Source organism: Burkholderia sp. BCC1644, from assembly GCF_902833225.1.
Lineage (GTDB): Bacteria > Pseudomonadota > Gammaproteobacteria > Burkholderiales > Burkholderiaceae > Burkholderia.
This window is the reverse complement of sequence record NZ_CADFEI010000005.1, coordinates 452,932-478,010: the sequence shown is the minus strand read 5'-3', so window position 1 is coordinate 478,010 and position 25,079 is coordinate 452,932. Positions and strand designations below refer to the sequence as shown.

The 25,079-nt window shown below is 67.1% G+C and carries 20 protein-coding genes and 1 tRNA gene; 14 read left to right on the top strand and 7 right to left on the bottom strand.

Annotated features, from left to right (window positions below):
- Window positions 1-442, top strand: a 442-nt coding sequence (locus HWX87_RS13190) for an aminotransferase class III-fold pyridoxal phosphate-dependent enzyme (RefSeq protein ID WP_176047494.1), incomplete at its 5' end; no start/stop codon positions are given.
- A gap of 219 nt (window positions 443-661) precedes the next feature.
- Here HWX87_RS13190 and cysC read toward each other — a convergent pair.
- The 3 genes from cysC to HWX87_RS13175 all read right to left on the bottom strand — a co-directional run bounded on the left by cysC (window position 662) and on the right by HWX87_RS13175 (window position 2,469).
- Window positions 662-1,204, bottom strand: coding sequence for an adenylyl-sulfate kinase (gene cysC, locus HWX87_RS13185; protein ID WP_244137662.1), 543 nt, complete (start codon window positions 1,202-1,204; stop codon window positions 662-664).
- Between the two features lie 625 nt (window positions 1,205-1,829).
- Window positions 1,830-1,904: transfer RNA gene (locus HWX87_RS13180), tRNA-Val, on the bottom strand.
- Window positions 1,905-1,986: 82 nt separating this feature from the next.
- Window positions 1,987-2,469 (bottom strand): Lrp/AsnC family transcriptional regulator, encoded by a 483-nt coding sequence (locus HWX87_RS13175; RefSeq protein WP_176047492.1) that lies wholly within the window; start codon window positions 2,467-2,469, stop codon window positions 1,987-1,989.
- 191 nt (window positions 2,470-2,660) lie between these two features.
- Between HWX87_RS13175 and HWX87_RS13170 the strand changes: the two genes are divergently transcribed.
- The 4 genes from HWX87_RS13170 (at window position 2,661) to HWX87_RS13155 (ending at window position 6,947) form a co-directional block, all read left to right on the top strand.
- The gene (locus HWX87_RS13170) at window positions 2,661-3,875 is read left to right on the top strand and encodes an amino acid aminotransferase (RefSeq protein WP_176047491.1); all 1,215 of its coding nucleotides are present in this window, start codon (window positions 2,661-2,663) and stop codon (window positions 3,873-3,875) included.
- A 31-nt stretch (window positions 3,876-3,906) separates the two neighbouring features.
- Window positions 3,907-4,293 carry a RidA family protein gene (locus HWX87_RS13165; RefSeq protein WP_176047490.1) on the top strand — a complete coding sequence of 129 codons (387 nt, stop codon included), beginning with the start codon at window positions 3,907-3,909 and terminating at the stop codon, window positions 4,291-4,293.
- Window positions 4,294-4,396: 103 nt separating this feature from the next.
- Complete coding sequence (locus HWX87_RS13160; protein ID WP_176047510.1) at window positions 4,397-5,434, top strand: porin; 1,038 nt, start codon at window positions 4,397-4,399, stop codon at window positions 5,432-5,434.
- A 91-nt stretch (window positions 5,435-5,525) separates the two neighbouring features.
- Window positions 5,526-6,947, top strand: a complete 1,422-nt coding sequence (locus tag HWX87_RS13155; RefSeq protein ID WP_176047489.1) for an amino acid permease — start codon at window positions 5,526-5,528, stop codon at window positions 6,945-6,947.
- A 21-nt stretch (window positions 6,948-6,968) separates the two neighbouring features.
- Here the strand turns inward: HWX87_RS13155 and HWX87_RS13150 are convergent, their stop codons facing one another.
- A complete protein-coding gene (locus tag HWX87_RS13150) occupies window positions 6,969-7,871 on the bottom strand; it encodes a LysR family transcriptional regulator (RefSeq protein ID WP_176047488.1) in 903 nt (300 codons plus the stop codon).
- Between the two features lie 173 nt (window positions 7,872-8,044).
- Here HWX87_RS13150 and HWX87_RS13145 point away from each other — a divergent pair, with 173 nt between their 5' ends.
- The 3 genes from HWX87_RS13145 to HWX87_RS13135 all read left to right on the top strand — a co-directional run bounded on the left by HWX87_RS13145 (window position 8,045) and on the right by HWX87_RS13135 (window position 12,617).
- Window positions 8,045-9,796, top strand: coding sequence for an acyl-CoA dehydrogenase family protein (locus HWX87_RS13145; protein WP_176047487.1), 1,752 nt, complete (start codon window positions 8,045-8,047; stop codon window positions 9,794-9,796).
- Window positions 9,793-11,085, top strand: a complete 1,293-nt coding sequence (locus HWX87_RS13140; RefSeq protein ID WP_244137661.1) for a CoA transferase — start codon at window positions 9,793-9,795, stop codon at window positions 11,083-11,085. Before HWX87_RS13145 ends, HWX87_RS13140 begins: the two co-directional genes overlap by 4 nt.
- 113 nt (window positions 11,086-11,198) lie before the next feature.
- Window positions 11,199-12,617 carry an MFS transporter gene (locus HWX87_RS13135; RefSeq protein WP_176047486.1) on the top strand — a complete coding sequence of 473 codons (1,419 nt, stop codon included), beginning with the start codon at window positions 11,199-11,201 and terminating at the stop codon, window positions 12,615-12,617.
- Window positions 12,618-12,756: 139 nt separating this feature from the next.
- Here the strand turns inward: HWX87_RS13135 and HWX87_RS13130 are convergent, their stop codons facing one another.
- Window positions 12,757-13,032 (bottom strand): oxidative damage protection protein, encoded by a 276-nt coding sequence (locus HWX87_RS13130; protein ID WP_006478357.1) that lies wholly within the window; start codon window positions 13,030-13,032, stop codon window positions 12,757-12,759.
- A gap of 50 nt (window positions 13,033-13,082) precedes the next feature.
- Entirely contained in the window at window positions 13,083-14,462 is a 1,380-nt protein-coding gene (gene argA / locus HWX87_RS13125) for an amino-acid N-acetyltransferase (protein ID WP_014896599.1), read from the bottom strand.
- A 23-nt stretch (window positions 14,463-14,485) separates the two neighbouring features.
- Between argA and hrpA the strand changes: the two genes are divergently transcribed.
- The 5 genes from hrpA (at window position 14,486) to HWX87_RS13100 (ending at window position 22,612) form a co-directional block, all read left to right on the top strand.
- Window positions 14,486-18,700 (top strand): ATP-dependent RNA helicase HrpA, encoded by a 4,215-nt coding sequence (gene hrpA / locus HWX87_RS13120; RefSeq protein ID WP_176047485.1) that lies wholly within the window; start codon window positions 14,486-14,488, stop codon window positions 18,698-18,700.
- Between the two features lie 180 nt (window positions 18,701-18,880).
- Complete coding sequence (locus HWX87_RS13115; RefSeq protein ID WP_176047484.1) at window positions 18,881-19,870, top strand: beta-propeller fold lactonase family protein; 990 nt, start codon at window positions 18,881-18,883, stop codon at window positions 19,868-19,870.
- Between the two features lie 16 nt (window positions 19,871-19,886).
- Window positions 19,887-20,861, top strand: a complete 975-nt coding sequence (locus HWX87_RS13110) for a sterol desaturase family protein (protein WP_176047483.1) — start codon at window positions 19,887-19,889, stop codon at window positions 20,859-20,861.
- Window positions 20,862-20,972: 111 nt separating this feature from the next.
- Complete coding sequence (locus HWX87_RS13105) at window positions 20,973-21,800, top strand: EI24 domain-containing protein (protein WP_176047482.1); 828 nt, start codon at window positions 20,973-20,975, stop codon at window positions 21,798-21,800.
- On the top strand, window positions 21,797-22,612 hold the full coding sequence (locus HWX87_RS13100; RefSeq protein WP_176047481.1) for a molybdopterin-binding protein: 816 nt from the start codon (window positions 21,797-21,799) through the stop codon (window positions 22,610-22,612). The genes HWX87_RS13105 and HWX87_RS13100 overlap by 4 nt, the downstream gene beginning before the upstream one ends.
- 115 nt (window positions 22,613-22,727) lie before the next feature.
- Here HWX87_RS13100 and HWX87_RS13095 read toward each other — a convergent pair whose 3' ends face one another.
- Window positions 22,728-23,192: a rhodanese-like domain-containing protein gene (locus HWX87_RS13095; RefSeq protein ID WP_176047480.1), complete on the bottom strand. Its 465-nt coding sequence runs from the start codon at window positions 23,190-23,192 to the stop codon at window positions 22,728-22,730.
- 406 nt (window positions 23,193-23,598) lie between these two features.
- Here HWX87_RS13095 and glnA point away from each other — a divergent pair, with 406 nt between their 5' ends.
- Window positions 23,599-25,014 (top strand): type I glutamate--ammonia ligase, encoded by a 1,416-nt coding sequence (glnA, locus tag HWX87_RS13090; RefSeq protein ID WP_014896606.1) that lies wholly within the window; start codon window positions 23,599-23,601, stop codon window positions 25,012-25,014.
- The last annotated feature ends 65 nt before the right edge of the window (window positions 25,015-25,079 follow it).

Here is a 25,079-nt window from a genome sequence, read left to right as displayed (position 1 = left end):
GCCGATCATCGACAACGGCGAATTCAATCACGGGCTCACGTACTCGGGCCACCCGGTGGCGGCAGCCGTCGCGGTCGCGAACCTGAAGCTGCTGCGCGACGAAGGGATCGTCGAGCGCGTGAAGAGCGACATCGGGCCGTATTTCCAGCGCCGGCTGCGCGACGCGCTGGGTGATCATCCGGTCGTCGGGGAGATTGCAGGCACGGGTCTGGTCGCGGGCGTTCAGCTTGCGCGCGATCGCGGCCGGCGCGAGCGGTTCGGTGCGGGTGTCGATATCGGCACGATCTGCCGCGACTTCTGCTTCAACGGCAACCTGATCATGCGCGCGACCGGCGACCGGATGCTGCTGTCGCCGCCGCTCGTGATACGCGAGGCGGAGGTCGACGAGATCGTCGACAAGGCGAAGCGCGCGTTCGATGCGACGGCGGAGCGGGTGGGGTAGTCGCGCAACGATTCGGCCAAGCTTGCGTGGCCGCCGTCATGTCGCAGTGCGTTGTGTTTTTTCGGCGGAAATTCGACGAATGCCGACGAACTGGACAGGCGTTGGGGCGCGGGCGATTCCGCAGCGTGTCGTTACCGGCACCGGGCCGGCCAGTGTGGCCGGTCCGATCGCCGGAAAGTGAACCGGGTGTCGCCTGAAGGGGAATGAAACCGGGCGGTATTAAGCGTGCGTGAACCGCTGCCGCTCGAACGCCATGATGTGCGCGACCGACGACGCGATATCCATCGTCCCGGTTTCGACAACGACATCGGGTGTGACCGGTACTTCGTAGGGATCCGAGATGCCGGTGAATTGCGTCGTCTGGCCGGTGATCGCTTTTGCGTAAAGCTGCTTCGGATCGCGTGCGGAACAGGTCGCAATATCGGTTTTCAGATAAACCTCGACGAACCGATCTGCGCCGACGATATGTCGTGCGCGTTGCCGGTCGGCTTCATAAGGCGAGATCAGCGCGACGATGACGGTAAAACCCTGCGCATTGAGCAATTTCGCCATTTCGGCGGTGCGACGGCAGTTCTCGGTACGATCTTCGCGCGAGAAACCGAGATCGGGAGATACGCCTGACCGCAATTCGTCGCCGTCGAGTATGCAAGTCGGAATGCCGCGCGCGCGCAATTGCTTTGCAATTTCGCGCGAGAGGGTTGACTTGCCGGCGCCGCTCAGACCGGTAAGCCACAGGGTGTAGTCGTTCTTCTCTTGTGCCATGGGTGTGCAATCTCTATCACCAGCTCTCACCATCGCAAGTCATGATTTCGTGCCTAAATGCGATGCCGATTCGGCTGGTTGTTATTTGGTGTAAGGATTCTATGCATCCGGATTTCTACAAATGTTACAGAAGAATTACCAAAAATTACACTGGCAATTTTCTTTCTTTCGTGATGAAAGCATGAAAGTGGGCTGAATGAAATGTCTGATCTTTGTCGGTCCGCCGGACCGGGAGGCGGCGTTGATCGGGCGGCGCTCGAAGCACGAAGAAATGGGAGATTTTGCCGCTGATAGCGCATTTGCCTGATTGGCATCAGCCGATACGAGCTATTGGTGTTTGGCGAATCGACGCACGCCATGGTCAAACAGCGTTTGAACGACCGTGTTTCTGCGCGGGATTCCGATTGGCCATGCGGCAATATTGTTGGAAAACCGCACTGAGCGCCAGCGGGTTGACCGCACCGGCATTGATTTTCCGCAGGCGCAAATCCACGAGCCGGTCGCGAAAGGGGGGGCGAGGTCGAGAGGCAGGTTCGCCGGGGAGGTGATGACGGAGCCGCGCCGTGAATCTGGCGCACCAAAACGAAAAGGCCCTGCGTCGTGAGACGCAGGGCCTTGAATTCTTTGGTGGGCGGTACTGGGATCGAACCAGTGACCCCTGCCGTGTGAAGGCAGTGCTCTACCGCTGAGCTAACCGCCCAAAGAAGCTGAAATTATGTCAGTGCTTTGAGGGTCTGTAAAGTACTTTCTGCAAATATTTTTCAGACCCGCGCAACGATCGGTCAGCCGGCTGCGGACGGCTCGACGAGATCCAGGATCGATCCGTCGCGCTTGAGCGTCGCGAGCACGATGCTCGAGTTGATCGACATCACGCCCGCGGCGCGGTGCAGCTGGTTGATCACGAAATCCGAATAGTGATCGAGGTCGCGCGCGCGAACCGTCAGCACGTAGTTCGACCCGCCCGTGACGATCTGCGCCGCGATGACCTCCGGCCACTGCTGGATCGCTTCCACGAACCGGTCGTGCCACTCGGGTACGTCAGGCCGCATCGACACATGCACGAGCGCCTCGAACGCGACGCCGACTTTCTTCGGTTCGATCGCGCAGCGATACCCGGCAATGGCGCCGCGTTCCTCCAGCAGTTTCACGCGCCGCAGGCATGCCGACGGCGACAGCGCGACCGCGTTCGCGAGGTCCTGATTGCTGATGCGCCCGTCCCGTTCGAGGTGCCGGAGGATCCGCATATCGGTTCGATCCAGAGTCATTTCGCAGAATCCGGTGAATTTTGAGATTGGATCCGCAGACTCTACTGCAATCGGGCGGGTTCGTCATCGAAAAGTGAAGCTCATTCTATTTCGTCCTCGATAACATGCGCCCCATGTCCCGACTGCCCGTCCCGGCGCAACGTGATGCCGCCGGTCGCGCCGCCGCTTTCAACCTCTACCGCCATTTCGCCATGTACGAACACATTCCCGCCTATCCGGGCGATCCGATCCTGTCGCTGTTCCAGGCCTTCCAGCAGGATGCGCATCCGCGCAAGGTCAACCTGAGCATCGGCCTCTACTACGACGACGCCGGCCGGATTCCGGTTCTCGACAGCACGCGCATCGCGGCCGAGCGTTTGCGCGAAGCCGGCGCGCCGCACACCTATCTGCCGATGGAAGGGCTTGCCGCGTATCGGCAGGGCGTGCAGCGCCTCGTGTTCGGCGACGACTGCGCGGCGCTCGCGGAAGGGCGCATCGCGACGCTGCAGACGCTCGGCGGCTCGGGCGCGATCCGGCTCGGCGCGGAATTCGTGAAGCGCTATTTCCCCGACAGTGCGATCTGGATCAGCGACCCGACGTGGGACAACCATCGCGTGATCTTCTCGGCCGCCGGCCTCGACGTGCACACGTATCCGTACTACGACGCATTGCGCAATGACATCCGCGTCGACGCGATGCTTGCCGCGCTCGATGCGTTGCCGGCGCGCAGCGTCGTGCTGCTGCAGCCGTGCTGCCACAACCCGACGGGGCTCGACCTCGGCCGCGACGCATGGCGCGCGGTGATCGACGTGCTCGCGCGGCGCGGACTGATTCCGTTCCTCGACATGGCGTACCAGGGCTTCGGCGATGGTCTCGCCGACGACGCATGGGCCGTGCGCGCGATCGTCGATGCCGGGTTGCCCGCGATCGTCGGCAATTCGTTTTCGAAGAACTTCTCGCTGTACGGCGAGCGCGTCGGCGGGCTGTCGGTCGTCTGCGCGAACGCGGGCGAGGCCGCGACGGTGCTGAGTCAGTTGCAGGCCGGCGTACGCCGCACCTATTCGAGCCCGCCGCTGTTCGGCGCGCAACTCGTGTCGACCGTGCTGAACGACGACGCGCTGCGCGCGCGCTGGGAGGACGAGGTCGCGCAGGTGCGCACGCGCATCAAGCGGATGCGCGGCGAACTGAAGGCGCGGCTCGACGCGCGGCTGCCGGACCGTGCGTTCGACGCACTCGTCGCGCAGCGCGGGATGTTCAGCTACACGGGCATGGCCGCGACCGACGTCGACCGGTTGCGTGCATCGCACGGCGTCTATCTGCTGCGCTCCGGCCGCATGTGCATCGCGGGCCTGAACGATGCGAACGTCGACCACGTCGCGAACGCGATCGCCGATGTGCTCGGCGGCGCGTCGCGGCAGGCCGCGTGAATGTCCCGGCCCCGATCACAAGGAGGACACGATGGCTGAAACGATCCCGGTCGACCTGCCGCAGCTTGCACAACCATTCTCGTGGGCGACCCGCGCTGGCGGGTTGATGTTTACGGGGCACGGGCCGGTCGACGCATCCGGTGCGATCGCCGGCGACACGATGACCGAACAGGCGCGCATCACGCTCGCGAATCTCGCGAAGGCCGTCGCGGCGGCCGGCGCGACGATGGACGACGTCGCGCAGGTGCTCGTCTACCTGTCCGACGTGAAGGCGATGCCCGAATTCGACGCCGAATACCGGCGCCACTTCCGCGAACCGTATCCGAACCGGACGTGCGTCGGTGTGCAGGGTTTCGCGCATCCGGCGATGCGCGTCGAACTCGTCGCGTACGTCGCGCTGCCCGTGGCACGCACCTAGCAGGAACGCCGCATTGCGCGGTGTGCAGTCTCGCAATCATCGACCAACGACAACAGGACTGGAGGAGAACATGAGGACAATCAATCGATTCGCACTGCCAATGATGGCGAGTGCGCTTGCCGCGAGCGGCGCGATGGCGCAGAACAGCGTGACGCTGTACGGGATCGTCGACCAGAGCATTCGCTACACGACGCATGCCGATGCGTCGAACGGTGCAAGCGTGCAGATGACCAACGGCGCGATCACGAACAGCCGCTGGGGGCTGAAGGGCAGCGAAGCGCTCGGCGGCGGCCTGAAGGCGATCTTCCAGCTCGAGAGCGGCTTCGAGCCGCAGAACGGGCAGCTCGACGGCGCGCTGTTCGGCCGCTACGCGTATGTCGGTCTTGCGAGCGACTGGGGTACCGTGAAACTCGGCCGCCAGGCGACCGAGGCGTTCAACCTGTTCGGCGATCTCGATCCGCTGACGGTCGGCAACTATACGGCCAACATGTGGCCGTATTTTCTCACGCAAGGCCGTGCGAGCAACGTCGTCAGCTACGACGGCACGTTCGGCGGGTTGAACGTCGGCGCGAGCTACGGCTTCGGCGGTGTCGCGGGCAGCCTCGGCGCGAATGCGTACTGGGGCACGCACGTGTCGTACACGCAGGGCGGGCTGATGGTCGGCGCGACCTACCAGCAGGTGCGGGACCTGAACAGCCGCGCGCAGCAGGCGTGGGGCGCGGGCGCACGCTACGCGTTCGGCGCGGCGACGCTGTACGCGGGCTATCTCGGCGGCATCGACCGCACGGGCATGCTCGACCAGCAACTGCTGAACGCGCCGGACCGCGACGTGACCTACGGTGCGTTCGCGGACAACCCGCGTCGCGACGCGATCTTCTATACGGGCGCGAGCGTCAAGGTCACGCCGGCCGTGTCGGTGACGGGCGTCGCGTATTACGACGACATCCGCAACGTCAACGGCGTGGCCGGGAACGGCGGCAAGCGCTACACGGGCGTGCTCGAGGCCGAGTACGCTTTGTCGAAGGCAACGCAGGTCTACGCGACGGTCGACTACAACCGCGTGACGGGCGGCGCGTTCACTGAAATGCCCGGACGCGGCAACCAGACGGGCGTTGCGGCCGGCCTGCGCCACATGTTCTGAGCCCGCGGCGCGCGGCGGCCGGCCGGTCCGGCGCCGGGCCGCGCGCCGTCGACATTCCGGCCGGACAATCGCTTTCGAACGAGGTCATTCGATGCAAACAGAAGGGCAATTCCAGCATATCGCGGCGCGCGAGCAAGGCCTGCGCCGCACGCTTTCCGCACGGCAGATGGCGATGATCGCGATCGGCGGTGCCATCGGCACCGGCCTCTTTCTCGGCAGCGGCTTCGCGATCGGCTTCGCGGGCCCGAGCGTGCTCGTCAGCTACGCGATCGGCGCGTTCATCTCGCTGCTGCTGATGGGCTGCCTCGCCGAGATGACGGTCGCGCACCCGACCTCCGGTTCGTTCGGCGCATACGCCGAACATTACGTGAGCCCGTGGGCCGGGTTCCTCGTGCGCTACGCGTACTGGGCGTGCATCGTGCTCGCGGTCGGCACCGAGGTCACGGCGATCGCGCTGTACATGAAGTACTGGTTGCCGGGCGTGCCGGGCTGGCTGTGGATCGTCGGGTTCTCCGCGCTGCTGGTGTTCGTCAACGCGCGCAGCGTCGATGTGTTCGGCGCGGTCGAGTACGGCTTCTCGGTCGTGAAGATCGCGGCGATCGTCGGCTTCATCGTGCTCGGCGCCTATGTCGTGTTCGGCAATCCGGGGTTGGTCGGCGACGGCGCGGCACGCGCGGGATTCCATCATTACACGGAGCACGGCGGCTTTTTTCCGAAGGGGGCGTGGGGCACCTGGGTCGCGGTGATCGTGTCGATCTTCAGCTACCTGAGCATCGAGATGATCGCGGTCGCGGCCGGTGAAGCCGAGGATCCCGAGCGCGCGGTCACGCGTGCGTTCCGCTCGACGATCGTGCGGCTCGTGCTGTTCTACCTCGTCACGCTCGCGCTGATGCTCGCGATCGTGCCGTGGACGGCGGCGGGGCGCGACGAAAGCCCGTTCGTGAAGGTGATGGAGGCCATCCACCTGCCGGGCGCGGCCGGACTGATCAACTTCGTCGTGCTGATCGCCGCGCTGTCCGCGATGAACAGCCAGCTCTACATCACGACGCGGATGATGTTCAGCCTGTCGCGTGCGGGGCATGCGCCGAAGGCGCTCGGGGAAGTGAACGCACGCGGCGTACCGTTCGGCGCGCTGATGCTGTCGACGCTCGGCATCGCGCTTGCGACCGTGCTGAGCGTGTTGTATCCGGACGCGTCGTTCACGATCATGATGGCCGTGTCGATGTTCGGCGCGCTGTTCACGTGGATGATGATCTTCGTCACACACTACTGCTTCCGGCGTCGTCGCGCGGCGCTCGGCCTGCCGGCGCCCGCGTTCCGGATGCGCGGTTTTCCGCTGCTGACGTTGCTCGGCGCAGGCTTGATGCTCGCGGTGATGGTGACGACCTACTTCACGGCGGAATTCCACATGACGCTGATCTTCGGCATTCCGTTCCTGGTTGCGCTGTCGGTCGTGTATGCGGTGTGGTATCGACGCGCGCAGCCGGTGCTGCAGCCCGGCGCGAAGTCGTGACGTAGAGGCGGGCGCGCGCGCTCAGCCCGCGAGCGCGGGCAGCCCGTCGATCGATGCGCGCACGTAGTCGGCGAAGCGCAGCGCGACCGGCTCGGCGGTGCCGCTGCGCTTCAACGCGAGCGTGCGCGATTCGAGCGACGCATCCTTCAGCGGCCGGAACGCGAGCCGGTCGCTCTTTGCCTGTTGCAGCACGCGCGGCACCAGCGCGACGCCCATCCCGAACTCGATCATCGACAGGATCGTCTGCCACAGCCGCGCTTCGTGGCGGATCAGCGGACTGAATCCCGCGTTCACGCACTGCGCGATGATCAGGTCGTGATAGTGCGGCGCCGCTTCGCGCGGAAACAGGATGAACGGTTCCGTCGCGAGCGCGGCGAGCGCGACCTGCTTGCGCCGAGCGAGCGGATGCGTGGCCGGCAGGCAGCACACGAACGGCTCCGCATAGACGGGTACCGATTCGACCTCGGGCGGGAAGTGGCCCCAGTGCGCGTAGCCGAGATCGATCTGGCCGCGCTGGATCGCCTGCACCTGCGCCTGCGTGTTCATTTCGCTCAGCACGACCTCGACGCCCGGGTAGTCGGCCTCGAAGCGCCGCACCGCATCGGGCAGCCCGCGATACAGCATCGAATGGACGAAGCCGATCCGCAGCCGCCCCGCGAGGCCTGAAGCCGAGCGCACCGTCAGACGCTCGGCTTCGGCCGCCTGCAGCAGCAGCCGGCGCGCTTCGCCGAGCAGCACCTCACCCGCGTTGGTCAGCGCGACGGTCTTGTTGGTGCGCGAGAACAATTGCACGCCGAGCGCGTCCTCGAACTTGCGGATGTCGAAACTCAGCGCGGGCTGCGAGATGAACAGGCGCTTCGCGGCGCGCCCGAAATGCAGTTCCTCGGCGACCGCCACGAAGTAGCGCAACTGCCTCAGTTCCATGGTGTCTCCTCCCGGCGTCGGCATCGATAAGCGATATCTATCGTACCGGATAAATCCTGTATTGGACGCTTATCGATCGCACGCCTACGCTCTGCGGAAGGCTTTGCGCGGGACTGGCCGGGCGCCGCGGCGGCGCCTCCAGCCGACGTGCAGGCAACCCAGGAGACGCACGCATGAACGACACCGCTCGCACGCCGGACGCCGGCGCATCCAACATCCCCGACAGTCGGGGCATCAATTTCTTCTCCACCGATCCCGACCTCGGCGCGTTGCTGAAGCTGCATCTCGGCGACGCGCACTATGCCGAACTCGAGCCGCGGCTGCGCGCGCTCGGCGCACGCGTGTCGGGCGAGCTCGACGAGTGGGCATCGCGCGCGGACAAGCACCCGCCCGTGCTCGAGCATCGCAACCGGCGCGGCGAGGCCGTGCAGCGGATCGACAAGGATCCCGCGTACGTCGCGCTCGAACGCGTTGCCTATGCGGAGCTCGGGCTCGCATCGCTGAGCCACGGGCCGGAATCCGTGCCGCCGCTCGTCAAGTACGCGCTGACGTTCCTGTTCGTGCAGGCGGAGTTCGGGCTGTGCTGCCCGGTCAGCATGACCGACTCGCTGACGCGCACGCTGCGCCGCTTCGGCGATCCGGCGCTTGTCGCGCGTTACCTGCCGATGCTTGCATCGCGCGACTTCGACACGCTGTATCAGGGCGCGATGTTCATGACCGAGCAGGCGGCCGGCTCCGACGTCGCCCGGATCGCGACGCGCGCAGTGCGCGAGACGGACGCACACGGCGAGACCGTCTGGCGCCTGACCGGCGACAAATGGTTCTGCTCGAACGCGGACGCCGATCTCGCGATGGTCCTCGCGCGGCCCGACGGCGCGCCGGACGGCATCAAGGGCCTTGCGCTGTTCCTGCTGCCGAAGACGTTGCCGGACGGCACGCGCAACCGCTACCGGATCGTGCGCCTGAAGGACAAGCTCGGCAGCCGTTCGATGGCGAGCGGCGAGATCGCGCTCGACGGCGCGCAGGCGTTCCTGATCGGCGAGATCGGCCGCGGTTTTCACCAGATGGCCGACATGATCAACATGTCGCGGCTGTCGAACGGCGTGCGCGCGGCGGGGCTGATGCGGCGCGCGTTGAACGAGGCGCTGCACGTCGCCGCACATCGCGAGGCGTTCGGCCGCAAGCTGATCGAGATGCCGCTGATGCAGCGCCAGCTGATGAAGATGCTGCTGCCGGCCGAGGCCGCGCGCGCGATGTTCATGCAGATTGCGCTGCTGCTGCCGCAGGCCGACGCGGGTGACGAGCAGGCCGCGCGCTGCGTGCGGATCCTGACGCCGCTGATCAAGTTTCGCGCATGCCGCGACGCGCGCCGCGTGACGGGCGATGCGATGGAAGTGCGTGGCGGCACCGGCTACATCGAGGAATGGAGCGACGCGCGCATCGTGCGCGATGCGCATCTCGGCTCGATCTGGGAAGGCACGAGCAACATCGTCGCGCTGGACGTCGCACGGGCCGCGCAGCGCGAGCACGCACTCGATGCGCTGCGCGCGTTCCTTGGCGACCGGCTCGGCGCGGCGCCGCTGCCCGATGCGAGCCGCGCGGCGCTGCGGCGCATTCTCGCGCGCGCCTGCGACGCACTTGCGCGGGTCGCGGCGGAAGGCGACGACGCTCGCGTGCGGCAGGCCGCGTCCGCGCTGTACTACGCGAGCGCGGCCGTGCTGATGGCCTGCGAGGGCGTGCGTCTTGCACCGGACTTCCGGCGTCTCGCGCTCGCGCACCTGATCGTGCGCCACAAGCTGCTGCCGGTCGATCCGCTCGCGCCGGCGTCGCGCGACGACGAATCGGCCGCGTTCGATGCGTTGCTGCGCGGCACGCCGGTCGCACTCGACACGGCGCTCGACCTGCTGCCGGAGGTCGAACGATGAGCGCGGCGAATGCGACGAACGCGACCCGCGGCGCCCTGGACGGCCTGAAAGTCGTCGACCTGAGCCGAGTGCTCGGCGGCCCGTACTGTACGCAGGCGCTCGCCGACCACGGAGCGACGGTGGTCAAGATCGAGCCGCCGGACGGCGACGAAACACGCGGCTGGGGGCCGCCGTTCCTCGGCGATACCGCGTGGTATTTCATGGGCGTCAACCGCAACAAGGAAGGGCTCGCGCTCGACCTGTCGCGCGACGAAGGGCGCGCGATCCTGTGGCGCCTGCTCGAAGAAGCCGACGTGCTCGTCGAGAACTTCAAGCCCGGCACGCTCGCGCGCTGGGGGATGGACTATGCACGCGACCTGCAGCCGCGCTTCCCGCGGCTGATCCACTGCGCGGTGACGGGCTTCGGCGACGACGGCCCGCTCGGCGGGCTGCCCGGCTACGACGCGGTGATCCAGGCGATGGCCGGGCTGATGAGCGTCAACGGCGAACGCGACGGCGACGCGACGCGCATCGGCTTGCCGATCGTCGACATGGTCACGGGGCTCAATGCGCTCGCCGGCATCCTGCTGGCACTGGCCGAGCGCGAGAAGAGCGGGCGCGGACAGTCGATCGACATCGCGCTGTACGACTGCGGCGTGTCGCTGCTGCATCCGCACCTGCCGAACTTCTTCGGCTCCGGGCGCGTGCCTGAGCGCAGCGGCAACGCGCATCCGAACATCGCGCCGTACGACAGCTACCGCACGGCGACCGTGCCGGTTTTCCTCGCGGTCGGCAACGACCGGCAGTTCGCGCGGCTCGTCGCGTATCTCGGCGCGCCGGCGCTCGCAAGCGATCCGCGCTTCGTCGACAACCGCAGCCGCTGCGCGCACCGGCCCGAGCTGAAGGCCGAACTGGAAGCGCGGCTCGCCGCGCACGCGTGCGAGCCGCTCGCGCGTGACCTGATGGCGGCCGGCGTGCCGTGCGGGCCGGTACGGACGGTGGCCGACGTCGCGCACGATCCGCATGCGTTGCACCGGAACCTGTTCGTCGAGATCGGCGCGTATCGCGGCACCGCGTCGCCGGTGAAGCTGTCGCGCACGCCGGCTACCTACCGTTCGCCGCCGCCCGCGCTGGGCGGCGACACGCGTGCAGTGCTCGACCGGCTCGGCGTCGATCGCGCGCTTCAGCAGCAATTGCTCGAGGCCGGCGTTCTGAGGGCGGTTCCCGACCAGACGAGACCGACCAGACGTGACCGGCCGGCGGGGCCCGCAGGCGAGCATGACGCGCTGGCGGACCGCAACGAAAAGTAGCGCAACACAGGGCAACGCACCCTGCAGCAACATCGCCGGCCGGCGGCGTAGAGCCGGCCACCCGGAAAAGGCGCGCGACAGTCGCGCCACCGATCACAGACATGGAGACATCAATGAGCCGTCCGCAATCCCCGTCCGCCGCTCAGCCGCAGCTGCGGCCCGGCCGCGCCGCCTTCGCGGCGTTCGTCGGCACCACGATCGAGTGGTACGACTTCTACATCTACGGCACGGCCGCGGCGCTCGTGTTCGGCAAGGTGTTCTTTGCGAGCACGATGGACCCGGGCGTCGCGACGCTGCTCGCGTTCGTCACGTTCTGGGCCGGTTTCGCCGCGCGGCCGCTCGGCGGCATCGTGTTCGGGCACCTCGGCGATCGCGTCGGACGCAAGACCGCGCTCGTGATCACGCTGGTGATGATGGGCCTCGCGACGACCGGCATCGGCCTGTTGCCCGGCTACGCGCAGATCGGCGTCTGGGCGCCGGCCGGCCTCGTCGTGCTGCGCGTACTGCAGGGTATCGCGGTCGGCGGCGAGTGGGGCGGCGCGGTGCTGATCGCGAGCGAGAACGCGCCGAAGCATCGCAGCATCCTGTACGCGGCGTTCGCGCAGCAGGGTTCGCCCACCGGCAACCTGCTGGCCACGGCCGCGTTCTTCGCGCTGAGCGCGCTGCCGACGCCGTCGTTCCTGATGTGGGGCTGGCGCATTCCGTTCCTGCTGTCGGCCGTGCTCGTGATCATCGGCATGGTGATCCGGCTGAAGCTCGAGGAATCGGCCGACATGCAGCGCGTGCTCGCGCGCAAGCGCACGGTGAAGCTGCCGTTGCGCGACGTCGTGCGCGATCACTGGGTGGTCGTGCTGCTCGCGGCCGGCACGCTGCCGGTGATCAACGTCACGTATTTCCGCAGCACGTTCGCGCTGTCGTGGGCGACGAAGGAGCTCGGCTACGCGCAGGGCACGTTCCTTGGCATCCTGTCGATCTCGCTCGTCGTGCAGTTCCTGCTGCAGCCGGTCGGCGCGTGGTTCGTGTCGAAGGTCGACATGCGCCGCGCGATGTGCTGGATCCTGATTCCGGAAATCGTGCTGATGCCCGTGATGTTCCATGCGCTCGCGACGCGTTCGTACTGGGTGGCCGTCGCGGGCATGTGCATCTCGACGATTCCGTCGGCGATGTTCTATGGCGCGGTCGGCGGCGTGCTCGCGCGGGTGTTCCCCGCGAACATCCGCTACACGGGCCTGTCGCTCGCGTATCAACTGAGCGCGCTCGTCGTCGGCGGCGGCACGCCGGTGCTCGCGCAGGCGATCCTCAACGCGACCGGCAGCATCGTCGGCGTCGCGGTCGCATCCGGGCTTTACGCGCTCGTGTCGCTCGTCTGCATGCTGGCGCTGCTGAATCGCACCGGGTATCGCGCGGATGAACTATCGACGGCCGAACGCAGCGATGCGGCCGAATGGGGCACCGAAGGCGGCAGCGCGGAATCCGCGGCTGACGGGAATGCACAGCCGGGCGAGGGCGGTGCGCTGAAGCCGGCCGGCTGAGCGGCACGCAAGGCTGCCGCGCGGGAGGCCGGGACGCACCGGATGCGTATCGCCAAAAGAAAACGGCACCGTGCGAAACACGGTGCCGTCTTTCCTGGAGCGTGCGGCCGGCAGGCTGCCGGCCGCGCGCGTCGAGTCATCAGCCTTCCGTCGGCGGCACGTAGCCGGACGCCTGGTCCGCGCCGTCGCCGAAGAAGTACTTTTCCGTCTGCTTCATCAGGTACTGGCGCGCGCGCGGGTCGGCCATGTTCAGGCGGTTCTCGTTGATCAGCATCGTCTGCTGCTTGAGCCAGCCCTGCCACGCTTCCTTCGAGACGCTCTCGTAAATGCGCTTGCCGAGTTCGCCCGGCAGCGGCGGGAAATCGAGGCCTTCGGCTTCCTTGCCGAGCTTCGCGCATTGGATCATTCGAGCCATCGTGTACTTCTCCTGTAATCGAACTGGGGGGAGGGCAGTCGTGCCTGCGCTCAGAGCTGCTTCATCAGCACGAGCGACTTGCGCTGCCAGTTATAGAGTTTGCGGCGGTCTTCCGGCAGGTCGTCGACGCTGACCTTGACGAAGCCGCGCTTGAGGAACCAGTGCTCAGTACGCGTCGTGAGCACGAAGATGTGCGTGAGGCCGCGCGCGCGGGCGCGCTGCTCGATGCGCTTGAGCAGGCGTTCGCCGTCGCCCGAACCCTGCGCTTCCGGCGCGACCGTCAGGCACGCCATCTCGCCGATCTTCTCCTGCTGGTACGGATACAGCGCCGCGCAGCCGAACAGCACGCCATCGTGCTCGATCACCGAGAAGTGGTCGATGTCGCGTTCGATCTGGTGGCGGCCGCGTCGCACCAGCGTGCCGTCCGACTCGAGCGGCTCGATCAGCGACAGGATGCCGCCGACGTCGTCCGGCGTCGCCTCGCGCAGGCTTTCGAGGTTCTCGTACGAGATCATCGTGCCGACGCCGTCGTGCAGGAACAGTTCGAGCAGCATGCTGCCGTCGAGCGACTGCGGGATCAGGTGGGCACGGGTCACGCCGCCGCGGCACGCGCGGATCGAGTGCTTCAGGAAGAACGCGTCGTCGCCCTGGACGTTGCCGGAATCGAGCAGCTCGGCGGCCGCGTCGAGCGACATTTCGCGCACCAGCTCGCCTTCGTCGTCGACGATGCCCGGCGCTTCGGTCAGGAAGATGATCTTGTCGGCGCGCAGCGCGATCGCGGCCGCCGACGCGACGTCTTCCATCGACAGGTTGAACGCTTCACCGGTCGGCGAGAAACCGAGCGGCGACAGCAGCACGAGCTTGCGGCTCGCGAGCGAATGACGGATCGATTCGGCGTCGATCTTGCGCACGATGCCCGTATGCGCGAAATCGACTCCGTCGAGAATCCCCACCGGCCGCGCGGTCACGAAGTTGCCCGACACGACGCTGATGTGCGCGTGCGCCATCGGCGAGTTCGGCAGCCCCTGGCTGATCGCGGCCTCGATGTCGAGACGCACTTCACCGGCCGCTTCCTTCGCGGATTCGAGCGCGCGCGCATCGGTGATGCGCAGGCCGTGCGAAAACTCGGATTCGACACCATGCAGGCTCAGTTGCTCCTCGACCTGCGGGCGCGAGCCGTGTACCAGCACGATCTGGATGCCCATCGCCTGCAGCAGCGCGATGTCGGACACGAGCGCGTTCAGGAGCCCCTGCTGCACCACCTCGCCGCCAAACCCCACGACGAACGTGCTGTTGCGGAACTTGTGGATATAGGGCGCGACGGAGCGCATCCAGTCGACGAACTGCGCGTGGCTGGCGGCCGAATCGTCGGCGGCCGGCGGCGTCGCGGCGCCGGTCTGGGCGGGAGGGAGGTCGGTTTGGGAATTCATGGGCGGGATTATAATGCGCCCCCATGTCGAATGTTTCTAAAAGTCCCGCGCCGACGCGGGCCAATACGCCGTCGGCCCGGCACCCGGATGGTGCGGCCGACGCCCGCGAGCAGCAGGGCCAGCCGCCGCGCCAGCAGCAGGACCAGCCGGCGGGCGCGCCGGCACACGCGCCGCGCGGGCCGCGCGGCGACGAACGGCGCGGCGATGCGCGCCAACCGGCCGCGAAGGGCGCACCGCCGGCAACGGGCGAGCGCCCGCGCCGCGAGCGTGCGCCGCGCGCCGTCGTCGCGCCGAATCCCGTTCCGCCGATCACGTATCCCGAAAGCCTGCCCGTGTCGGGCAAGCGCGACGAAATCGCGCGCGCGATCGCCGGTCATCAGGTTGTCATCGTCTGCGGCGAAACGGGCTCGGGCAAGACCACGCAGTTGCCGAAGATCTGTCTCGACCTCGGCCGCGGCCTCGGCGCCGGCGGCACGGGCCTGATCGGCCATACGCAGCCGCGCCGGCTCGCCGCGTCGTCGACCGGCCGCCGGATCGCCGAGGAGCTCGGCACGCCGTTCGGCGAGGTGGTCGGCTACAAGGTGCGCTTTACCGACAATCTCGCGCCGGGCGCGTCCGTGAAGCTGATGACGGACGGCATCCTGCTCGCCGAGACGCAGACCGATCCGCTGCTGAAGGCGTACGACACGCTGATCATCGACGAGGCGCACGAACGCAGCCTGAACATCGACTTCCTGCTCGGCTACCTGAAGGAAATCCTGCCGCGGCGGCCCGACCTGAAACTGATCGTCACGTCCGCGACGATCGACGCCGATCGCTTCGCGCGCCATTTCGGCACCGACGAGCGTCCGGCGCCCGTGATCGAGGTGAGCGGGCGGCTGTATCCGGTCGAGATGCGCTACCGTCCGGTGGCCGAGGATCGCCCGGCCGTGAAGAACGCCGAAGGCACGGGCGGCCGCGACCGCGTGAAGACCGCGCGCGAAGCCGAGCGTGACCTGATGGACGCGATCGTCGACGCGGTCGACGAGCTGTGCCGCGAAGGCCCCGGCGACGTGCTGGTATTCCTGCCCGGCGAGCGCGAGATCCGCGAGGCGGCCGAGGCGTTGCGCAAGCACCACCCGCCGCACACCGAGATCCTGCCGCTGTTCGCGCGGCTCTCGGCGGCCGACCAGGACAAGGTGTTCAAGGCGTCGAATGCGCGCCGGATCGTGCTCGCGACCAACGTGGCCGAAACGTCGCTGACGGTGCCGGGCATTCGTTACGTGGTCGACACGGGCCTTGCGCGCGTGAAGCGCTATTCGTACCGGAACAAGGTCGAGCAGTTGCAGGTCGAGTCGATCTCGCAGGCGGCCGCGAACCAGCGCGCGGGCCGTTGCGGCCGCGTGGCCGACGGCGTCTGCATCCGCTTGTACGAGGAAAGCGACTACCAGGCGCGCGTGCGCTTCACCGATCCGGAAATCCTGCGCTCGTCGCTCGCGTCGGTGATCCTGCGGATGAAGTCGCTGCACCTGACGGCGATCGAGTCGTTCCCGTTCCTCGAACCGCCGCCCGGCCGCGCGATCGCGGACGGCTATCAACTGCTCAATGAACTCGGCGCGGTCGATGACGACAACGCGCTGACGCCGCTCGGCCGCGAACTCGCGCGGCTGCCGCTCGACCCGCGCGTGGGCCGGATGATTCTCGCCGCGCGCGACCAGCAGTCGCTGCGCGAGGTGCTGATCATCGCGAGCGCGTTGTCCGTGCAGGACCCGCGCGACCGGCCGATCGAGGCGCAGGAGCAGGCCGACCAGGCGCATCGCCGGTTTGCCGACGAGCGTTCCGAATTCCTGCAGTGGCTGAAGATCTGGGCGTGGTTCGAAGAGGCCGTCGCGCACAAGAAGTCGAATCGCCAGCTCATCGACGCGTGCCGGCAGAACTTCCTGTCGCACCTGCGGCTGCGCGAGTGGCGCGACGTCCATTCGCAGCTGCTGACCGTCGTGCGCGAGCACGGCTGGCGCCTGAACGAAGTCGAGGCGACCTATGAGCAGGTCCATCTGGCCCTGTTGACGGGCCTGCTCGGCAACCTTGGCCTGAAAGCCGACGACGATCCGCACTATCTCGGCGCGCGCGGAATCAAGTTCTACCTGTGGCCGGGCTCCGTGCTCGCGAAGAAGGCCGGCCGCTGGGTGATGGCGGCCGAGCTCGTCGAGACGAGCCGGCTGTACGCGCGCTGCCTCGCGAAGATCGAGCCCGAATGGGTCGAGAAGGTCGGCGCGCACCTGCTGAAGAAATCGTTGTCGGAGCCGCACTGGGAAAAGCGTCCGGCGCAGGTCAGCGCGTACGAGCGCGCGACGCTGTACGGGCTGCCGATCTACCACCGCCGGCGTGTCGCGTTCGGCAAGCAGGATCCGGCGCGGGCGCGCGAGCTGTTCATCCGCGGCGCGCTCGTCGAAGGCGAGTTCGACACGAAACTGCCGTTCTTCGCGCACAACCGCAAGCTGCTCGCCGACATCGAGCAGCTCGAGCACAAGTCGCGCCGTCAGGACGTGCTGGTCGACGACGAGCTGATCTACGCGTACTACGACCAGGCGATCCCGGAAGGGATCCACACGGGCGTCGCGTTCGAGCGCTGGTATCGGGACGAAGTGAAGAAGGGCGGCCAGGCGGAGGACAAGCATCGGCTGCTGTACCTGTCGCGCGACGACCTGATGCGCCACGAGGCGGCCGGCGTGACGACGGAGCTGTTCCCGAAGCGCGCGACGATGGCCGGCGTCGAGATGGCGCTCACGTACCACTTCGAGCCCGGCACGCCGCGCGACGGCGTGACGCTCGCGGTGCCGCTGTATGCGCTGAACCAGGTCGACGCGCGCCGCTGCGAGTGGCTCGTGCCGGGGATGCTGAAGGAAAAGGTGCAACTGCTGCTGAAATCGCTGCCGCAGAAGCTGCGCCGGCACTGCGTGCCGCTGCCCGAGTACGCGGCCGGTTTCGTCGAGCGGATGGGCCGCGAGCGCTTCGGCGCGGGCGGGCTCGTCGAGGCGCTGATCGCCGACGTGCGCGGCGAGACGCAAATCGCGATGAAGACGGCGGACTTCAAGCTCGAGACGCTGCCCGCGCACCTGTTCATGAACTTCAAGGTGATCGACGAGCACGGCCGCCAGCTCGCGATGGGGCGCAATCTCGCGCAGCTTCGACAGGAGCTTGGCGCGCAGGCGCAGCAGCAATTCCAGAAGATCGCGGCCGCGTCGACGATCGCGACGGGCGGCGATGCCGATGCAGGTCAGCCGGTCGGCCAGGCGCCGGCGGCGGCTGGTACGGCCGGCACGGCCGGTGCCGTTGGCCGCAGCGCGAAGGCCGGCATGGGTCCGGCGCCGCAGACGGCCGCTCCGGCGGAAGCCGGCGCGACGGCGCTGTACGAGAACCTGACCACCTGGAATTTCGGCAAGCTGCCCGAGCTGCTGGAAATCCGCCGGCGCGGCCAGACGCTGTACGGCTACCCGGCGCTCGTCGACCGCGGCACGCATTGCGACGTCGAGGTGTTCGATTCGCCGGAGGAGGCCGCGCGCATCCACCGGGCGGGCCTGCGGCGGCTGTTCGCGCTGCAGCTGAAGGAGCCGATCAAGTTCCTCGAGAAGAACCTGCCGGGCCTGCGCGAGATGGCGATGCAGTACATGTCGCTCGGCACGCAGGACGAACTGCGCGACCAGCTGATCGACACGGCGCTCGACCGCGCGTGCCTGCAGGACCCGCTGCCCGACGACGACGCCAGCTTCCACGCGCGCCGCGACGAGGGCCGCAGCCGCCTGAACCTGCTCGCGCAGGAAATCGCGCGGCTGGTCGGCCAGGTCCTGGCCGAATATGCGGGACTCGTGAAGAAGCTCGCGCAGGCGAAGCCGTTCGCGCAGGCGCACGCGGACCTGCAGCAGCAGCTCGCCGCGCTGGTCGGCAAGCGCTTCGTGATCGACACGCCGTACACGCAGCTGGCGCACTTCCCGCGCTACCTGAAGGGCATCGCGCTGCGGATCGACAAGCTGAAGGCCGATCCGGCGCGCGACGCGAAGCAGTCGGCCGACCTGCTGCCGCTCGCCCAGCAGTACCAGCGCGCGGTGTCGCAGCGCGGCGGCGTCGCCGACCCGCGGCTCGCGGAATTCCGCTGGCTGCTCGAGGAACTGCGGATTTCGCTGTTCGCGCAGGAACTGCGCACGCCGATGCCTGTCTCTGTGAAGCGCCTGCACAAGGTCTGGGAGTCGATGCAGCGCTAGCGCAACATCGGCTTCCCGGGCCCGTACCGGCGGCCAGCCCCGGCCGGCCGCGCGGGGCTTGCCGCGGCGGCCCATCCGGCCGCCGCGGCAGGCGTCGAAGTGGCGCAATGCCGGCTGCCGTCAACCGGTGCGGCCGGTCGAACGTTTTACAATGACGGTTGTTCCACGACGTGAGTCTTCATGCGCACTTTCCTTTCCCTCGGCCGCACGCTCGCGCTGGCCGCCGCCGTACTGGCGCCCGCCGCCCACGCGAATAACGTGATCGTCCTCAATTCGGCCGAAGCGACGCTTTCCCTGATCGACCAGCAGACCCGCGAGGTCGTCAGCACGATGCCGACCGGCAAGGAGCCGCATCACCTGATGGCGACGCCCGACAATGCGTCGCTGATCGTCGCAAATTCGGTCTCGAACAGCCTGATGTTCCTCGATCCGAAGACGGGCAAGCTGCAGCGTACCGTCGAAGGGATCGACGATCCTTACCAGCTTGGCTTCTCGCCCGACCGCAAGTGGTTCGCGGCGGCCGGCCTGCGTCTCGACCGCGTCGACATCTACGGCTACGACGGCCGCGACCTGAAGCTCGTGAAGCGCGTGCCGCTCGCGGTGATGCCGAGCCACCTCGCGTTCACGAAGGACAGCAAGACGCTGCTCGTGTCGCTGCAGGTGTCCGGCGAGATCGCGGCGATCGATCTGCCGACGCAGACGGTCAAGTGGAAGATGAAGGTCGGCAAGGTGCCGGCCGGCCTGTGGCTCACGCCGGACGACAAATTCCTGCTTATCGGGATGACGGGCGCGGATTACGTCGCGGTCGTCGACTGGCGCAACCAGAAGATCGTCAAGCAGATCTACACGGGCAAGGGCGCGCACAACTTCCGCTCGCTCGCCGACGGCACGCATGTCGCGGTGACCAACCGCGTCGCGAACACGATCAGCATCATCGACGAGAACACGCTCACCAACGTCGGCGACATCACCGGCCTGCTGCCGGGCCCCGACGACATGGAGCTGTCCGCCGACAAGAAGACGCTGTGGGTGACGTTCCGCTTCGCGAAGAAGGTCGGGATCATCGACCTGGCCTCGCGCAAGCTGGTGCAGACGATCGCCGTCGGCCGCTCGCCGCACGGCATCTACTTCTACGACCGCGCGCCGTGGAAGGCGGCGAACGGCGCGTGACGGGCGGAGGCGAACGATGCTGCACCTGATCGATGCGTTCGTGTCGGACATCCAGACCTGGCTGTACGTCGACGTCGTGCAGCCGCTCCTCTTCAAGTTCAACTTGATGGACTATGACGAGGACACCTACGACGCGCTGTACTGGGTGATCATCGGCGCGCTTCAGATGGTGCTGATGTTCGCGTTGCTGCGTCCGCTCGAGGCGCTGCTGCCGGTCGAACGCTGGAAGAACCGCCGCGCGGTGCGGGTCGACGTGATCTACACGGCGATCTCGAAGCTCGGCATCTACACGCTGTTCTTCTTCTTCGCGCTGCAGCCGGTGTTCGACAACTTCCAGGCGTGGCTGCGCCTGCACGGCGTCGCGAACGTCAACCTCGACTATCTGTGGCCGGGCGTGACGTCGAAGCCGATCGTTTCGTTCGCGATCTACCTCGTCGTGCTTGATTTCGCCGGTTACTGGTATCACCGCTGGCAGCACAAGTTCGGCATCTGGTGGGAGCTGCACGCGGTCCATCACAGCCAGCGGCAGATGTCGCTGTGGTGCGACGACCGCAACCACCTGCTCGACGACGTGCTCCAGTCGTGCTTCTTCGCGGCGATCGCGCTCGTGATCGGCGTGACGCCGTCGCAGTTCGTCGTGCTGACCGCGTTCACGAACTTCATGCAGAGCATCCAGCATACGAATGCGCGCCTGTCGTTCGGCTGGCTCGGCGAGCGCCTGCTCGTCAGCCCGATCTTCCACCGGCGGCACCACGCGGTCGGCTACGGTCACGAAGGCACCAAGTACGGCTGCAACTTCGGCGTGCTGTTCCCGTGGTGGGACATGATGTTCGGCACCGCGTCGTGGAACCGCACGGTCGAGCCGACCGGCATCCGCGAGCAGGTCGAGGGCGTGTCCTACGGCGACGGCTTCTGGGCGCAGCACGGCCTCGCGTTCGTGCGGATCTTCCGGCGCCTGTTCCCCGCCAAGCGCGGCGCGGCGTCGGCCTGACGCGCTCCCGCTCCCGTTGAACGGCATTCCCACACGGCCCGCATGCGCTTCGGCGCACGCGGGCCGTGTGGTTTATCCTTTCCCCGTTTTTCTCCGTCGATACAGGCTCGCATGAACGACTTGCTGCGCTCTTTCGTCCGGGCGCTCGCCAGCGCGCTGCACCCGCGCATGCTGTGGCTCACCCTGATGCCGTTCGTCGTCTCGGCGCTGCTCTGGGGCGCCGTGCTGTGGTTCTCGTGGCAGACGCTGCTGGATATCGCGCGCGGCGCGCTCGACGGCTTCGTGCTGACGGCCATGCTGTATCGCGCGTTCGACGCGATCGGCATGTCGCAGCTGCATGCGGTCGTCGCGCCGTTCGTGGTCGTGTCGCTCGCGATCCCGCTGATCGTGCTGACGGTGCTGCTGCTGATCGCGACGATCTCGATGCCGGTCGTGATCAAGCACCTGTCGAACCGGCAGTTCGCGGCGCTCGAATCGAAGCGGGGCGGCACCTTCTTCGGCAGCGCGTTCAATTCGCTCGGCGCGGCGCTCGTCGGCGTCGTGCTGCTCGTCGTGACGATCCCGCTGTGGCTGATCCCGCCGTTCTTCGCGCTGCTGCCGCCGGTGATCTGGGGCTGGCTCACGTACCGCGTGATGACCTACGACGCGCTCGCGCTGCACGCGAGCCGCGACGAGCGCCGCGCGCTCGTGCGCCGGCACCGCTGGCCGCTGATCGGCATCGGCGTCGCGACCGGGCTGCTCGGCACCGTGCCGACCTTCGTGTGGGTCTCGTCGGTCTGGATGATGGTGCTGTTCCCGTTCGTCGCGGCCGCCATGATCTGGGTATACGCTTTCATCCTCGTCTTCTCCGCGCTGTGGTTCGGGCACTATTGCCTGCGCGCGCTGGAAGACCTGCGCGCGAGCGCGCGCGCCACCGCAATCGACATGGGGCAGGCATGAGCATCGGCATCATCATCATCGGCGACGAAATCCTTTCGGGCCGCCGGCAGGACAAGCATCTGGCGAAGGTCATCGAGCTGCTCGGCGCGCGCGGCCTCGCGCTCGACTGGGCCGAATACGTCGGCGACGATCCGGCGCGCATCACGGCGACGCTCGCGCGTGCGATCGCGTCGGGCGACATCGTGTTCTCGACGGGCGGAATCGGCGCGACGCCGGACGACCATACGCGCCAGTGCGCGGCCGCCGCGCTCGGCGTGGCGCTCGAACTGCATCCGGAAGCGAAGGCGCTGATTTCGGAGCGGATCCGTGAAACGCACGCCGATCCGGCCACGCCGGTCGACTTCGATTCGCCGGAGAACCAGCACCGCTTCAACATGGGCGTGTTCCCGGTGGGCGCGACCATCATCCCGAACGGCTATAACCGGATTCCCGGCTTCTCGGCCGGCGACCTGCATTTCGTACCGGGCTTCCCGGTGATGGCCTGGCCGATGATCGAATGGGTGCTCGACACGAAGTACGCGCACCTGCATCACGCGACGCCGCACGCGGAGCGCTCGCTGTACGTGTTCGAGCTGCCGGAATCGACGCTCACGCCGCTGATGGAGCGCATCGAGCGCGATTTCCCGGGCGTGCGCGTGTTCAGCCTGCCGAGCGTCGGCGATGCGGAGCGCGGCGGCATCTATGCGCGTCGTCATATCGACCTTGGCGTGAAGGGCGAACCGGAAGCCGTCGCGGCCGCGTTCGTGAAGCTGCGCGAAGGTGTGCACCTGCTCGGCGGCGACGTCGTCGAGCCCGACACGCCGCGCGTCTGAGCAGCCGGCCAGACGGCCGCGCAAAAGCCACGGGCCGCGCAACGCGGCCCGTCATCGGCATGTCATCGCCCGGCTCGACGATGAGGTTGTCGTAGCCGGTGAGCGTCGTGCGCCGTCAGGCGCCTATCCACGGCAGTTTGCGGAAGCACCAGCCGTCGACCGTCTTGCGGTGGCCTTCGGCGTCCTTGGCGCCCTCGAAGCCTTCGAGCAGATCGAACGCCTTCGTGAAGCCGGCCTGTGCGGACGCGACCGCGGCGAGCTTCGAGCGCGCGGCGCTGCGGCACAGGAACAGGATCGGCGTATCGGCCGGGAGGGCCGCCTGCAGTTCGTTGACGAATTCGGCGTTCGGCACGCCGCCCGGGTAGCGCGTCCATTCGAGGTGCAGATACTGGCCGTCGCCGACGAGCGGGCGGCCGATCCAGTCGAGTTCGGCGCGCGTGCGCACGTCGACGAGGCGCGCGGACGGGTCGAGCTGCAGCAGCTCGAAGGCCTCGACCGGCAGCAGCGCGCCGGCGTAATTGAGCGCGTTTTGTGCGCGGCGTTCGTCGGCCTTCGCGTAAAGCTGGTCGAGCGTACTCATGGCAGGGAGTCTCCGTATCGGTCAAACGACCATTCTAGCGCGGCGTCGCGGCACGGACGCCCGCATGCGGTGCGGTGCACGCGTGGCCCACGCGTTCACCAAAAGAGTGCAGAATGGTGCGCATGCACCAGAATGATTCGGTGGCTGCGGCAGGCTGCCGTGATTGCACCATTGGAGTGCTTCCGGCGAGCGACCGGTGCGGCGCAAGGCCCCGGAATCGCGCAGCACAGCCCTTTCGTGGCGAGCTCTGGCGCGATTTGTGCCCGTCGTTCGCAAAGATGGCACGGAAGCTGCTATATAGAATTCGGTCGAATCGGGGCGCGCTGCGCCAAAGCAAGACCCCGGTCAGCTCGATAAACGAGGCGGTTCCCAGTCCGCCGGAATTGTTCAATCAGGAGAAGAGGTTATGAGTAAAACCGTCGCCGACGTCATGCAACTCGTGAAGGACGAGGACTGCAAGTTTGTCGATTTCCGCTTCACGGACACGCGCGGCAAGGAACAGCACGTGTCGGTGCCGGTTTCGGCGTTCGACGAGGACAAGTTCGAAAGCGGCCATGCATTCGACGGTTCGTCGATCGCGGGCTGGAAGGGCATCGAGGCGTCGGACATGCTGCTCATGCCGGACCCGAACGCAGCGTTCGTCGACCCGTTCTATGAAGAGTCGACCCTCGTGCTGACCTGCGACGTGGTCGAGCCGGCCGACGGCAAGGGCTACGAGCGCGATCCGCGTTCGCTCGCGAAGCGCGGCGAAGCGTACCTGAAGAGCACGGGCATCGGCGACACGGCCTACTTCGGTCCGGAACCGGAATTCTTCATTTTCGACTCGGTCCAGTGGAACACGGACATGTCGGGCTGCTTCGTGAAGATCAACTCGGAAGAAGCACCGTGGTCGGCAGGCAAGGAATTCGAAGGCGGCAACACGGGCCACCGTCCGGGCACGAAGGGCGGCTACTTCCCGGTCGCGCCGGTCGACACGTTCCAGGACATGCGCTCGGAAATGTGCCTGCTGCTCGAACAGCTCGGCATCCCGGTCGAAGTGCACCACCACGAAGTGGCGGGCCAGGGCCAGAACGAAATCGGCACGAAGTTCTCGACGCTGGTCGAGCGCGCCGACTGGACGCAATGGTCGAAGTACATCATCCACAACGTCGCGCACTCGTACGGCAAGACGGCGACGTTCATGCCGAAGCCGGTCGTCGGCGACAACGGTTCGGGCATGCACGTTCACCAGTCGATCTGGAAGGACGGCCAGAACCTGTTCGCGGGCAACGGCTACGCCGGCCTGTCGGAACTGGCGCTGTTCTACATCGGCGGCATCATCAAGCACGCCCGTGCACTGAACGCGATCACGAACCCGACGACGAACTCGTACAAGCGTCTGGTCCCGCACTTCGAAGCACCGGTCAAGCTCGCTTACTCGGCGCGTAACCGTTCGGCATCGATCCGCATTCCGCACGTGTCGAACCCGAAGGGCCGCCGTATCGAAACGCGCTTCCCGGATCCGATGGCGAACCCGTACCTGTGCTTCACGGCGCTGATGATGGCCGGTCTCGACGGGATCCAGAACAAGATCCATCCGGGCGAAGCAGCGGACAAGAACCTGTACGACCTGCCGCCGGAAGAAGATGCAAAGATCCCGACCGTCTGCGCGGGCCTCGACCAGGCACTCGAAGCGCTCGACAAGGATCGCGAGTTCCTGACGCGCGGCGGCGTGTTCACGGACGGCATGCTCGATGCATACCTCGCGCTGAAGGAGCAGGAGCTGGCGAAGTTCCGCATGACGACGCACCCGATCGAGTTCGAGATGTACTACTCGCTCTAATCGGCGATGGCGCTTCGATTCAGCGCCGTTTTGCCGGTTCGTTCCCGTCGCGCGGCTTGCGGCGG

What these genes read in the sequence shown, in the direction of transcription:
- HWX87_RS13165 (WP_176047490.1), top strand. Translation starts at nt 3,907, where the DNA reads ATGGCTGAAACGATCCCGGTCGACCTGCCGCAGCTTGCACAACCATTC.
- cysC (WP_244137662.1), bottom strand. Translation starts at nt 1,204, where the DNA reads ATGGCACAAGAGAAGAACGACTACACCCTGTGGCTTACCGGTCTGAGC.
- hrpA (WP_176047485.1), top strand. Translation starts at nt 14,486, where the DNA reads ATGTCGAATGTTTCTAAAAGTCCCGCGCCGACGCGGGCCAATACGCCG.
- HWX87_RS13175 (WP_176047492.1), bottom strand. Translation starts at nt 2,469, where the DNA reads ATGACTCTGGATCGAACCGATATGCGGATCCTCCGGCACCTCGAACGG.
- HWX87_RS13135 (WP_176047486.1), top strand. Translation starts at nt 11,199, where the DNA reads ATGAGCCGTCCGCAATCCCCGTCCGCCGCTCAGCCGCAGCTGCGGCCC.
- glnA (WP_014896606.1), top strand. Translation starts at nt 23,599, where the DNA reads ATGAGTAAAACCGTCGCCGACGTCATGCAACTCGTGAAGGACGAGGAC.
- argA (WP_014896599.1), bottom strand. Translation starts at nt 14,462, where the DNA reads ATGAATTCCCAAACCGACCTCCCTCCCGCCCAGACCGGCGCCGCGACG.
- HWX87_RS13160 (WP_176047510.1), top strand. Translation starts at nt 4,397, where the DNA reads ATGGCGAGTGCGCTTGCCGCGAGCGGCGCGATGGCGCAGAACAGCGTG.
- HWX87_RS13150 (WP_176047488.1), bottom strand. Translation starts at nt 7,871, where the DNA reads ATGGAACTGAGGCAGTTGCGCTACTTCGTGGCGGTCGCCGAGGAACTG.
- HWX87_RS13130 (WP_006478357.1), bottom strand. Translation starts at nt 13,032, where the DNA reads ATGGCTCGAATGATCCAATGCGCGAAGCTCGGCAAGGAAGCCGAAGGC.
- HWX87_RS13145 (WP_176047487.1), top strand. Translation starts at nt 8,045, where the DNA reads ATGAACGACACCGCTCGCACGCCGGACGCCGGCGCATCCAACATCCCC.
- HWX87_RS13110 (WP_176047483.1), top strand. Translation starts at nt 19,887, where the DNA reads ATGCTGCACCTGATCGATGCGTTCGTGTCGGACATCCAGACCTGGCTG.
- HWX87_RS13140 (WP_244137661.1), top strand. Translation starts at nt 9,793, where the DNA reads ATGAGCGCGGCGAATGCGACGAACGCGACCCGCGGCGCCCTGGACGGC.
- HWX87_RS13115 (WP_176047484.1), top strand. Translation starts at nt 18,881, where the DNA reads ATGCGCACTTTCCTTTCCCTCGGCCGCACGCTCGCGCTGGCCGCCGCC.
- HWX87_RS13170 (WP_176047491.1), top strand. Translation starts at nt 2,661, where the DNA reads ATGTACGAACACATTCCCGCCTATCCGGGCGATCCGATCCTGTCGCTG.
- HWX87_RS13100 (WP_176047481.1), top strand. Translation starts at nt 21,797, where the DNA reads ATGAGCATCGGCATCATCATCATCGGCGACGAAATCCTTTCGGGCCGC.
- HWX87_RS13095 (WP_176047480.1), bottom strand. Translation starts at nt 23,192, where the DNA reads ATGAGTACGCTCGACCAGCTTTACGCGAAGGCCGACGAACGCCGCGCA.
- HWX87_RS13105 (WP_176047482.1), top strand. Translation starts at nt 20,973, where the DNA reads ATGAACGACTTGCTGCGCTCTTTCGTCCGGGCGCTCGCCAGCGCGCTG.
- HWX87_RS13155 (WP_176047489.1), top strand. Translation starts at nt 5,526, where the DNA reads ATGCAAACAGAAGGGCAATTCCAGCATATCGCGGCGCGCGAGCAAGGC.